The organism is Prevotella sp., assembly GCF_036570325.1.
Taxonomy (GTDB): domain Bacteria; phylum Bacteroidota; class Bacteroidia; order Bacteroidales; family Bacteroidaceae; genus Prevotella.
The window spans coordinates 1-12,766 of sequence record NZ_DATCYK010000078.1 but is presented as its reverse complement, the minus strand read 5'-3'; the positions used below and the strand labels follow the sequence as shown (position 1 = coordinate 12,766).

The 12,766-nt window shown below is 40.2% G+C and carries 6 protein-coding genes, 1 pseudogene and 1 CRISPR repeat array; of the genes and pseudogenes, 3 read left to right on the top strand and 4 right to left on the bottom strand.

The window, feature by feature from the left end; genetic code table 11:
- From VIR50_RS08285 to cas9, 4 genes and pseudogenes are all read right to left on the bottom strand, one after another.
- On the bottom strand, window positions 1-127 hold a 127-nt coding region (locus VIR50_RS08285; protein ID WP_300949045.1), incomplete at its 3' end, for a helix-turn-helix domain-containing protein.
- Between the two features lie 122 nt (window positions 128-249).
- A CRISPR array of direct repeats spans window positions 250-910; the repeat unit is 47 nt; unit sequence GTTGTGATTTGCTTGAAAATTAGTATCTTTGTAATAGCAAGTACAAC.
- A 125-nt stretch (window positions 911-1,035) separates the two neighbouring features.
- Window positions 1,036-1,376: pseudogene (gene cas2 / locus VIR50_RS08280) on the bottom strand (CRISPR-associated endonuclease Cas2).
- Between the two features lie 3 nt (window positions 1,377-1,379).
- Window positions 1,380-2,312 (bottom strand): type II CRISPR-associated endonuclease Cas1, encoded by a 933-nt coding sequence (gene cas1, locus VIR50_RS08275; protein ID WP_331934668.1) that lies wholly within the window; start codon window positions 2,310-2,312, stop codon window positions 1,380-1,382.
- A gap of 9 nt (window positions 2,313-2,321) precedes the next feature.
- A complete protein-coding gene (gene cas9, locus VIR50_RS08270; RefSeq protein WP_331934667.1) occupies window positions 2,322-6,824 on the bottom strand; it encodes a type II CRISPR RNA-guided endonuclease Cas9 in 4,503 nt (1,500 codons plus the stop codon).
- 581 nt (window positions 6,825-7,405) lie between these two features.
- Between cas9 and VIR50_RS08265 the strand changes: the two genes are divergently transcribed.
- From VIR50_RS08265 to VIR50_RS08255, 3 genes are all read left to right on the top strand, one after another.
- On the top strand, window positions 7,406-10,219 hold the full coding sequence (locus tag VIR50_RS08265) for a M16 family metallopeptidase (RefSeq protein ID WP_331934666.1): 2,814 nt from the start codon (window positions 7,406-7,408) through the stop codon (window positions 10,217-10,219).
- A gap of 370 nt (window positions 10,220-10,589) precedes the next feature.
- On the top strand, window positions 10,590-11,567 hold the full coding sequence (locus VIR50_RS08260) for a hypothetical protein (RefSeq protein WP_331934665.1): 978 nt from the start codon (window positions 10,590-10,592) through the stop codon (window positions 11,565-11,567).
- A gap of 69 nt (window positions 11,568-11,636) precedes the next feature.
- On the top strand, window positions 11,637-12,766 hold a 1,130-nt coding region (locus VIR50_RS08255), incomplete at its 3' end, for a carboxypeptidase-like regulatory domain-containing protein (protein ID WP_331934664.1).

Here is a 12,766-nt window from a genome sequence, read left to right as displayed (position 1 = left end):
CTTTAAAACGATAAAAACTGTCACGACTATAGCCCATAATCTTGCAAGCACGTGATACGTTTCCTAACTGTTGGGAGAGTTCAAGCAATCCCAGTTTGTTCTTGATGACCTTTTCTGATGTTGTCATAACTCAATCTGTTTCCTGTTACAAAATTATTCTTTTTATGCGTAACTGTCAGATTAAGTCGTGACTAATTCAATTGTAATAGCAAGTACAACTCCTTACGATTGTTAAATATAACACTATCAGTTGTGATTTGCTTGAAAATTAGTATCTTTGTAATAGCAAGTACAACTGTCCTCTCTGGAGATTTGTTTGGAAAGAAGTTGTGATTTGCTTGAAAATTAGTATCTTTGTAATAGCAAGTACAACGCAGTGCGCCAAGTACCGTGAGAAGTATGCGTTGTGATTTGCTTGAAAATTAGTATCTTTGTAATAGCAAGTACAACGCGTAGCTCTATCACGGAAGATATGGATATGTTGTGATTTGCTTGAAAATTAGTATCTTTGTAATAGCAAGTACAACAACAACTTTTTCGTCAGGATTCATGTCCTGTTGTGATTTGCTTGAAAATTAGTATCTTTGTAATAGCAAGTACAACACTTGACCGAAGATAGAGGGATGTTTCTCTGTTGTGATTTGCTTGAAAATTAGTATCTTTGTAATAGCAAGTACAACGTCTTCCATTTCAGGATGGAAGTAGTCTTCGTTGTGATTTGCTTGAAAATTAGTATCTTTGTAATAGCAAGTACAACAATTTTTAATTAATGAACACTTAGATATGGTTGTGATTTGCTTGAAAATTAGTATCTTTGTAATAGCAAGTACAACTGCAGCATTTCCACTTGATCCATCGTTTAAGTTGTGATTTGCTTGAAAATTAGTATCTTTGTAATAGCAAGTACAACTCAATGTATGTTATCCATTGATTATGAGATATATACAAAGGAAAAAGAGTTGTAAAAAAAAGATACAACAAAACATAAAATCCCATTCAAACAAATGGGATTTTATGTTTCTAAGTTCAATGTGATTAAAAGAGTTCCAATTGCTGGTATGGTGTATTTGGTCGTTTAGCAACTGCTCCATAAAATAGTTGTATGTTGGCAAATTGCTTATCGGTAATACAAAGCATTCCAACTTTACCTGCAGGTGGAAGGTTGTTACGAATACGCTTCATGTGTACCTCTGCGTTCTCCATGCTAGCGCAATGTCGTACATAGATGGAAAATTGAAACATTGTAAATCCATCTTTCTGTAAAAACTTACGAAAGCCTATATAGGCTTTCTTTTCTTTTTTTGTATCTGTAGGTAGATCAAAAAAATAAGAATCCACATTACTCTATACTCACTTAATCTATCAAAGTTGTGCATATTTTACATTTCTGGGTAGCAGATATGTCTCTGTTCGCCTGCAAAACATTTGTACAGAGAAGCTGTAGTCTGAAGAGCGGCTATCATCAGTGGACTTCGTTTACCACTTACGACAACGTCTAACATGGGAATACCCAATAAATGCTTCTTGACTTCTTTTGTTAGGAGTTCCGTCATTCCATATTTTTTCATTATATTAAGTACAGTCTGATCTACGTATGGTCGATATGGCTCCATTATATCATCGGCTAAGCAATAAGCATTATAACGATTGTGATGATGTATGCCCAATGTCGGCAACAAGCCGCTTGCTACAAGTGAACGCGCTATAACTGCTCTTAATATGGCATATCCATAGTTGAGCAAATTATTTGGAGCCTTCCCCTCCTTGTCACGTATAAAGTTTGGTATTTCTGGGAAGAGATTCCGCCAATAGTAAGCTGCCGCTCGTGCCTCCATGTTATCTGGATCACCACTTCTCACGTCATTTGCCCAAATACGCATACAGTTGGTTTCTTGTATAGTATTGGTTCTAAGAACAAACTCTTGATTTTGAATCTTTTGTTTTACAGTTTGTTGCCACAATTGTTTGCGTAAAGGTAACGAAGCGTCTATTTGATGGCGGTATCGCTCGTTTTGGGTGGTATTTCCGCTTAATGCTAGAAGTAAACCGACCGGCATGCTGCGCTGATCGCATGTGATGACGGCACAATTGTTTTCCACTAATGCCTCTAGTGCACCGGTAGTTATAGTAATGCGTTTGTTGTCGAGTACAACTACCCCGATGTCTTCTATCGGGATGGTACGCTCTGTTTCTTTCTTGATAATTTCGGGTAGCGTATCGTTGTTTTCCACATCCGGTAGGTGAATTACTAACTGGGCATTACGCAAACTTAGATATGCGGGATTGCTGAAACATAGTGTTTTCTTAATCATAGGCTGTTGCTATTTAATTACCTTTATAATATTGCCTAGTCGATCTACTACGAGTTTCCAACAAACTGCTTTGACCATTTCTTCACTCATGGCCTTTTGGTTTTTAGATTGTGGACTGCCAAGGCCTAATTCATTTTGGATTAAATCTTTATGGCAATATTGCTCTGCTGTTTTTTTATCTACAGCATATATTAAGGATGCAATTGTATGTGGGACGAAATTTGCGGTTGTTCCACTCGAATCTACAAACTTATATATTCTTTCTCTCTGCAGTTTTATATCGTGCATTTCTTTTTCTTCGTCGGTTGGTACATAGACTAAATCGTTAGGGGATAGATAGAACTTAAGGGGTACACCATCTTTATTATATTCTTCTACGGGCGATAATTTCTGCTTCAAACGTTCAACTACCTCATTTAGTGGTACTGTTTTGTAGCTGCGCTTCCCATCTGCATCCTCATAGATAGCAAAATAAAGATTGGTTCCTGATTGCGCTTCGACATACTTTTGCTTCTTGGTCCCGGACTGTCCGACAGGATACTTAGCTCCCAAAGGCTCCATTAGTCTGACTTTTATAATGGGTTGGTGCCATTTGCCATTATTGTATAGAGCTATATTCTTATTCATTTCCGCTATTCCCTCGGGAGTAAATGCTATATCAGATTTACCATCCTTAGCCTCAAGATAACTAATAAGAATCTTCCGAATGCCGGTATCGGTAATACTTTCAATACGCTTTTTGTCAAAAGAAGTGTCAAGTGGTTTACGTGTGGCAACCATTTTCTCTTTATCATCTGTATAGGTCCAGACATCTATCTTACTAATATCTTTTCCATTCCAGTGATAGTCCATGTCCTTAAAATGTGCTACCAACTGCTTTTTATTATAGTTTTTAGCCAGCAGACTATTGATGTATTTGCGTAGTGCTTTGTTACAGATGGAAGGTACAGTGTCAAGAGCTTTAGATAGAGAGAGTTGTTCTTTGTAATGTAAATTCACATGACCATAGATAATCTCTTTGTGCATGGGCTTGCGCACCGCCCATAGGTCCTGACCTTTTTGTGGTATGTTGGCCTTCTTCCCATTTGTGTCATAATGCTCATAATGGTTGGTGGCCTTATTGATGACACGCACATAATTTCGGAAACTTACCACAACGGCTTGTAAGGCAACCATCGTATCTTGCGTAAAAGTGGCCCATGGTTTTCGTATTTTTCTGTTTTGTTCACATAACAGTTGGCGTAAGTCTTCACGCTGCTTTGTATCATTGGCAGAAACATTGTTAAGATAATTGATAATGTTGCGCGATGACAAGGCTATGACCAATGCGTCCATCGCATGATGGCGGTGGTCTATGCGTTTCTTGTTGAATCCTTGTTGTAATTCCAAAGGCATTGAGGTTTGGAATACGTGCTTGCCCTCCTTATTTTCCCAATGGCCAAACTGCTCATTTCCCGTAAGACGATTAAGTCGCTCAAAGCGTGGGTAAACAATTGTGTTCCATACATCGTTCAATCCCCAATCCTTCTTTAGTTTGTCTGTTATGCCACCCGTTGTGGCGATTACATGCTTAGAGTTAGCCTCCACTTCATTATCTTCTCGTACGATATTAGACAGTAGCGACATTACAACCTTGCTTACATAGCGGCTATCATTCATTTGGCGCTGTAAAAACTCCTGAGGTAAGTCGTCCATCAAAAGTTTCTTTTTCTTTGATCTATTTCCTGCATAGTGGTCTTCAACAAAAGCCTTGTATTCCGCCTCGTTAAATATCTTAACATCGCCTAATGTGGGGCAATGCACAATTTCGCCAGAATGCTTTTTAATAAACTCATAGCCCAATAGATTGCGCTTTAAGGAGTTAACCTCAGACTCACAAATTACCTTGTTGGAAAGAGAGTTGTCAAAATATCTACTTTGGGGAATAACATGTTCAATTTGATAGGCAGAGGTAAAAAGTTTAGATAGGGATATGGGCTTGCCCGTATAGGGGGAGCGATATTTTTGTTCAAGCCATAACTTATATCTTGTCAGTTCGCTGGCTGTAGGTTGAGCCTTTTGCGATATTTTGGAAATATCATCAAACTCCTTGTCTTCCTTTTTTAATTCCTGTAGTGCGCCCTCCTCATATATCTTGAGAATATCTTGTTGCATGGGCGAATATGGTCGTACATCTTTTATGGAATTATCATTCTTTAGTTCCATGAGTAGACTCTTAATGCGCAAATTGGTGTTTTCATTTCTCTGTATGTTCTCCGTCATCTGCTTGCGTTTGTCGCTGGGAGTTTTCATGCTACGCCCAAGTTCCACATGAATCTCATCTATATGTCCTACTTCTTTCCAAATGTCGTGCACAGTGCGCAATGATTCAAGCACACACTGTTCAACAATGGGGTTACGCATGGAATGTTGTTTGAAGTTACGTATGTAGTACATCATTTGCTCGGGTGTTTCCCAACGCTCTATGTCTGTACTCTCCGAATGTCGCCCATAGGCCACATAGCAGGCTAACCACGTAGGTAGACCATGAAAACAGCCTATTTCGTTCAATGTATAGGCATTGCCCATACGTTCTCGAGTTCGTTCGTCTATATCTCCTGATACTATTTTGGCTATGCGCTCCCGAGTCTGTTCACATATATCCTCCTCATGCCAAAGTCTGCCGGTGCGCATCATGGTCAATAGTTTTTTTATGGCTTTCTCGGAGTAAGCACCATAGTCTTTCTTGAAGGGTTTGATGCGTAGGAAAGCGTTGACAAATTCTTCGCTTTCATTCCATTTGCGTAAAGCTCCCTCAGCCTCTTTTTTCGTTTCAACGGAGTAGAGCAAGTGCCACAATTTGTACTCGCGGCCGGGATTATTCAGCCACTCGTGTGGCATGCCGGCTCTATCGAGTGCTGTTAACAATTCATAGCGTGTTTCATTGCAAGGATATTTCTTATCCTTGTCGTCAACATAATTCCACCTTACCGGATAAGTTTTTTCGTTACCTATGATCACTTTCTTTAGTTTGAAAAAGTCTTTCATTAATGTATCTTGTACGATTTCCTTGTGGTCATTCAAGAAAGTGAATAGACGTACATAATCTTCCTCGGAAGTAAGATATTGATTAGTAACCTCCTTATCATCTATACGGTTAAACAATCGTAAGTTGCTTATAAATTGCCATAGACGGAATTCTTGAAAATAAGGATTCGACTTAGCTACACATTTGATAGACTGTCGTTTTATCTCTCCGGTCTGCTTATCTACATACTCATAATATTCATAGGGGCAGTCGGCAATTAGCGATTTCTTACTTTTTAGTGGACGTTGGTAGAATAGTAGGTCGGTGATGAGCAGATAAATCATATCGTGCTTCAATAAACTTTGCTTGTGAGCCTCGTTCTTGGGATATAATTCTTCTGCACATGTGGCTAACATGTCGGCACAGTATAACTCCTTGTGAAACTTGCGTTGTTGCTCAAGTATGGCTTGTAACTCTTCTTTATAGTAGTTGCGTTCGATAGTGCGTACATAGTATCCTCGTATCTTGTCGTCGGGTTGCTGTAGTAAATGATCGTAAATGAAAGAGCCTACTGTTTTCCCCGAAGCCTCTAAATCGCTTTCCGTTCGTTTCTTGAGTAGCTCCCAATCATCCTCTTTGGGTGCTCGGAACGATCGTTTAATATTGCCATCTTTATCTTTTTTGGGTGTTACTCCATCTGTTTCATAATCTGTAGTTACGATAAACGCTTTTGTCTTTCCAACCCAGTCTTCAAGTGAAAATTTGCTGCTTCTAAGATATATCCATCCGTTTTCTAAGTGTACATTGTACCATGTGTTTCCACCTTTTCTTTCATCAGAGGCTTCTACGCTAACAACCTTTAGTTCATGGTATTCCTTTCGCTTTGTTGGAATCTCTTCTTTTTCTTCTCCACGCAGTTGATAGTAGCCTCGCTTTTGGTTGAAATTGAGTAAAATCCATGCCAACTCTTCTTTCTCAATGGACTGCGTCAAGGCTTTTTTGCGTAAATAATAGATTGTCCAATCAAGCGGAATACGCCGACTATTGGCCACAAGTTGTGGCTGGTGCTTGGCAAAATCGGCCAACATTTCTTCAAATGAGTTCATGAAGAGAAATCTCATGCTTCCATCTTCTTGTCGCTGCCAAGCCAATTTGGGTTCTTCGCCATTTAGAAATTTACCATAAGTCTTTCCGTTCTTTTTATCCCATCCTAACGCTTGATCATAATGATAAGGAAGAAATCCCATGACATGCAGCACCCTATGTAAACGCTCGCGTCGTAACAAACAACGCTCTCGCAATCTGCGTGCACCACGAAATCTGGTTCGTTCTTTAGTTTGCGATTCTGTAACACCGCTGTCAAATTTCCCCAAGACATCCTGACTCATGGGGATGATTCTGCTACCTAACTTAATGTCGTGCAGGTATTCACCATTGTCATTCATAGAGACTTTAGCCCAACCAATGCTATTAGTTCCCAAGTCTAAACCTAAAATAGTTTTCATTTTTCAAAGATATTATTTGGTTATCTTATATACAAGTGCTATATTTGCACCATAATTTTCAAGCAAGTCACAATAAGGATTATTCCGTTGTGAAAACAAATAAGGCGGGGCAACTCGCCTTTTATTTTTGACAAATATAATAAAATATTTAATCGCGTCAAAGAAATACATCGCTCTACTCGGTTTTTTTGTTAAAATCTGGCAAGGGATGAGGTTGTCATAATGTTTCTTCTAACCTTATTGAGAAAGCTATGTCTATCTTTTTTCTGCCTTTTTGTAATTTAATTCATTTAGCGTAGGACCTTGTTTATAAGATTCCTATGCTTTATTCTCTACATTTTATATTTCGTATATCTTAATAGTTCAAAGATAATCTCGGTTTTAGTGAGAGGTTTTTATATTTTGATTATAAGAACAATGTTGCATAACTTATTTTTAATAGATAATACTTTGAAAAGTAGATAGAATTTATCGAATTTTATAAAAGTTTGATTAAAAATTTGGTAATTATCTGTATCTTATTTACCTTTAGGCCGCAAAAACTATTAGGAAATAGGAAATAAAAATTTTAAAACGTAATAATGACTGTATCGAGACTATGTTCCTTTCTGATAGCTGTGTGGATAAGTGTGCTTAGTTTGTCCGCCCAGACTCCGGATGAAGTGATTCCCATGGATCCTGCTGTGAGAGTAGGAAAGTTGGAAAATGGCCTTACTTATTATATTAAACATAGCACGCAAGCTATAGGACGTGCCAATTTTTATATTGTTCAGAAAGTGGGGGCGATGCAAGAGGAAGACAGTCAGTTGGGACTGGCCCATTTCTTGGAACACATGTGCTTTAAAGGGACAAAGCATTTTGAGGGCAATCGCCTCATCAGTTATTGTGAGTCGTTAGGATTGCAGTTTGGAACGGACCTGAACGCGACGACACGTTTGGATGAAACATTTTATCAAGTCTGCAATGTACCCATAGGAAGACAGTCCACATTAGATTCTTGCTTGTTAATTCTCCATGATTGGGCTGGTGCCCTTACGCTCAATGAGACAGACATAAACCATGAGCGTAATGTTATTTATGAGGAATGGCGCATGCGTAACAGTGCAAGTAAAAGATTGGTAGAGAAAAACCTTCCTCGCTTATTTCCTAATAGCCGATATGGCCAACGTACGGTAATGGGCTCTATGGACATCGTACGTTCGTTTAAGCCCAATGAGCTACGAGATTATTACCGTAAGTGGTATCGCCCCGCGAACCAAGCGCTTGTGATTGTAGGTGACGTCAATGTTGATAACGTAGAGGCCGCTATTCGCAAGATGTTCTCATCTCTTCGTAATCCGATAAGTTCTCCGTCTGTAACGCTTTATCCTGTATTTGATAATCAAGAGCCTATCGTGGTGATTGATAAGGATAAAGAATTAAAGACAAGCCACGTAAAGTTATTTGTTAAGTATGGTAACATGCCTGATTCTATGAACAATAGAGTAAGGGGCATGATGGAGAATTATGCGCTGAACGCCGCCATATTTATGGTGAATAAGCGGTTGGCGGAGAGAGCCGAGCATGGCAGTTGTCCTTTTATCCGAGCCACTTTGAAGGATGGTGATTATATAAATGCTAAAACAAAGAAGGCCCTTGAGCTTTCTGTTGTTCCCAAAGAAGCGGGAATGATAGCTTTAGCTTTGAAAGCTGCGGTCACTGAAGTGAGGAGAGCCATGGAATATGGTTTTACCGTAGCGGAATATGCTGACTGTAAGAAAGTATTTGGAGAAGAACTGATAAAGTCAGTGGGAGTGCAAGATAATCAACAAGTGTTTGAGTCTTGCAAAGCTCATTTCTTGGAAGGAACCGTATTTCCCTCAACTTCTTATTTGAGAAATGTGTTTCAAAAGGTGATTCCTTCTGTTTCCCGAAGCACGGTGAATAAAAAGCTATCCGATGTTTTTTCTTTGGATGGCTGCAACATGGTTATCGTTAATTTTAACAGAGAGTTGCCGAATGTGGTCTATCCTACTGCCGATGAGTTGTTGAACGCAGTCAAAACGGCCCGACAAGAAAAACTGCTTCCTTACGAGGAAAAAGTCAAACGAAGCAAGGAGTTAGAGTTAAAGGAGATAGAAGCCGGTACCATTATTAAGGAATCGCAAAATAAAGATTTTGGTTATACCAAGCTGACATTATCTAATGGCGCTACCGTTTTGCTGAAAAAAACGAATATACCGACCCAACCTATTGTGTTCAGGGCAGAGGGAAAGGGTGGTGCAACAGCCTATGGAATAGAAGACTTACCCCAAATCAAGTTGTTTAATTATGCGTTGCAGGTTAGTGGATTAGGCAATTTGACGGCCTTGGAGCTTTCAAAGTGGCTTGCGGGAAAGCATGTCAAGGCCCAAATGGGGATGGATAATCTTTATACGAGCATTAGTGGATCGGCGGAGTTAAATGACGTGGAAACGCTTTTTCAATTGGTTCATACTTGCCTCACCGACATCCACCGTGATGATAATTCCTTTAACAATTTGATCGCGCAATTAAAGTCTTGGATGGAGACAAGCCGTCATGATCCCGATAGAATTATGACAGACAGTATCAATGCCACTCTTTATCAGCATGATCCTTGGCAGGCTTCACTTACCATGAGTGATTTGGAGAAAGCCGATTATCAACGTATCTTGCAAATCGTTCGGGAACGGACGTGTGATATGAGTCAATGGACGTTTTTTATAACTGGCAGCTTTGACGATGCAAAAGTGCGACAATTGCTCTGTCATTACATAGCTTCGATACGATCAAAGGCCACCTCTCGCAACGCAAGTAGGCCCCTACTATTTCAGAAGAATAAAGTAGAGAATATCTTTACTTGCAAAATGCAGGTGCCAAAGACCAACGCCTATGTCGTATGGCACCATGAAAAATTGCCCTATACTTTAAAAAACGCCATTCAAATGGAGCTGATAGGACAAATGCTCTCCGCTACTTTACTTGAGAAAATTCGTCAGCAAACGCAGGCAGCCTATACATGTGAAGTAAGGGGAGAGGTTACCTTGGCACAAGGTTATCCTATATACACGCTGGCCGTAGTGTGCCCCATGAAGCCCGGTATGGAGAAACAAGTTCTTCAAATCATCAATGACGAGGTTGTTAAAATGGCAAAGAAGATAGATGTTGACTTGCTCAATAAGGTGAAAGCCTATACCGAGCGACGCTTCTCCTCGGGCGTTCAGGGCAATGGTTATTGGGACGATATTATCTACAAGCATTATCGTTATGGGCAAGATGGTCGAGCGAACTATGCGCATTTGGTCGCCGCTCAAACAGAAGATGATATTTTGCAATTTATGAAAGCTTTTTTGAGAAAAGTAAATAAAGCCACTATTGTAATGAAGCCTGAATAGGCAAGACGAACGAAAGGGAGAGAATATGCAGCGAAATCTATTGATTTTATCTAATCTGAGACGTAAACTTGAATTAATCATGAGCGATTATGGACTATTGAATTGCTCATGGCAGAAGCATGTTTGTATGAGACTGTTTAACCGGATACGAAGCCTTAGTTTTGTATGGATGAATATTAAGTCGCCCATGAAGCGCATGGCTTATCGTTATGTAGCAACTAAAGAAGCATAAAAGATAGTCTTTAGTTTATTATCAACAAACCGAATATTGATATATTCCATTTTTTCATAAAATCAACAAAGGACCAAAACTATGTTCTCTTGGAAGGAGTAGCTTTCTGAGAGATAGGAAATCAAACAATTTACAAAGATGAGAGAACTTAAATTATTTACTGTTATCGCCATGTTATGTTGGCATGGCTTCGCGCAAGGACAAAACAAGACTGTATTAAGCTCGGAGATATATGGATATAAGCAGGACCTTGTCTATTATGACTGTATACAATCTCCAAGCGTGACGGCGGAGTTCCATAACAATCCGGGGGAGCAATACGTTTATCCTTTTACTACTCGTTTCTCACCAATAGTCATGCTTATCAATGGTAAGACCGAGGTGTTGATGAATGCCGGTGACAGCGTTCACGTAACAATTCGGCAGGAAGGAAAAAGCCGTAATGTGGTTTACTCCGGTTCGGAAAAGGCCGTTGCCGCCAATAAAATGCGTCAGGAACTGCGCCAAGCCTATCGTTCGTTGAACTACAAAACGCAGTTACTCTCTTGTGTGGCCTTGGATATTAAGCCACAGAAGCGTGTTACCGACGCCCAAACCTTATTGGAAACGGTGAAAACATTGGCAGCAAAGTATCAAGGAAAGGCCGACAAGCAATTGGTTGACTACATTCAGGCTGAGCAGGAAGCCTCGTCTTACATGTCGTTGATGGAGTATCCGAGGATGTATGAGGAGGTTCGCCATCAGGCTATAGCCGAGCAAGGCATTGGCGAATATTGGAAATTAATGGATGGAGTTAAGCTACGTGAGGACGCGGCAGCCATGATGTGCCCCGATTATGCCGGTTTCCTGATACGCTATTGCTTCTATATGGGTGAGAAAAAAGCCGTGGAGACGAACGCTACCTATGCCATGCCGCAGATGTTGGAAGGTATGTACGACGAGGTAAAACGCTTCTATACGGGGGTGCAACGCGACTTTGCTCTTTACACATTGATGTGCAACTTTATTCGTAATGGTAAGCAGGTAGAGCGTGTAATGCCATTATATAAGGAGTATAAAGAGAAATATAATAAGAATAAAGTCTATATGGAGGTTCTCGACCAGCTTCTGCAATAAAATGAAACTTATCGCAGAAGTTTCTTATAATACAAAGATCATTAATCAATCTTGATAGAATTCATAATTATGAAAGAAACGAAGAAGCTAAAAGAGAGCTGGCTTATATGCTTAGTCGTGCTTCTCACTCTATCACCCTGCCATGTCGTGGCACAGAATTTAGCCACATGGAAAGACACGCCCGTTACGTTGCGTAAAAGTAATATCACTTTAGGCGCTATGTTGGAATTGGTGGCTAAATCGGCGGGAGCAAAGATAGAATTCAGGGGAATTTCACTCGTGGGAATTGATAAGCCCACGACTTTGAATGTAACCAATAAGCCTTTGGATAAGGTGATAGGCGAGTTGATCGGTAATCAGAACGTAAAGGTAGAGTATGATGAAACCCATCGTATTATCATATCTTCGTATGACCGATTAGATCAGGTAGCAAGAGAAACGGGAGACACTTGTTTTGTGGAAGGCTTTGTGAGGGATGAACATTCCGGCGAGGCCTTGATCGGTGCGACCATCCTTATTACCAATGGCACGCAACATGTAGATGCAACTCGTGGAAGTGTAACCGACGTGGATGGAAAATTCTCCATCTATGTTCCTCGTAAGGCTTCCATCAGAGTATCTTATTTAGGTTATAAGACGCAATCTATACAGATTTTGAAGTCACAACCCGACATGAAAATTAGTATGGAGTCAGATGGCGCCATCAATATGGACGAGGTTGTGGTTACCGGTATGAGCAAACGTAGCAAGACGAGCTTCACGGGTAACTACGTGGAGGTGTCGGGTGAAAAGCTCAGAAATCTGAGTCCGAACAACTTCTTGAAAGGTTTGCAGTTCTTTGATCCGAGTTTCAAGGTGTTGGAAAACAACTCTATGGGTTCCGATCCTAACGCTACGCCGGAGTTCAGAATGCGTGGCGACCAGAATTTAAGCACGACATCAAATCTTAACAGTATGGATTTGATGTTGGATAACGTGTCGAGTCGTCCCAATACTCCTTTGTTCGTGTTGGATGGTTTTATTGTTTCGATGAGCCGCATCCTCCAACTCGACCCTCAACGTATTGAGAATGTAACCATCTTAAAAGACGCTGCGGCTACGGCGATATACGGCTCTCGCGCTTCCAATGGCGTGATTGTCATTGAGACCAAAGTAGCTCCCGACGGTGCGTTGTCTGTTAGCTATAATGGAAGTTTGAC

Excerpts from the sequence above, each read along its gene's own strand:
- cas1 (WP_331934668.1), bottom strand. The coding sequence starts at position 2,312 with ATGATTAAGAAAACACTATGTTTCAGCAATCCCGCATATCTAAGTTTG.
- cas9 (WP_331934667.1), bottom strand. The coding sequence starts at position 6,824 with ATGAAAACTATTTTAGGTTTAGACTTGGGAACTAATAGCATTGGTTGG.
- VIR50_RS08265 (WP_331934666.1), top strand. The coding sequence starts at position 7,406 with ATGACTGTATCGAGACTATGTTCCTTTCTGATAGCTGTGTGGATAAGT.
- VIR50_RS08260 (WP_331934665.1), top strand. The coding sequence starts at position 10,590 with ATGAGAGAACTTAAATTATTTACTGTTATCGCCATGTTATGTTGGCAT.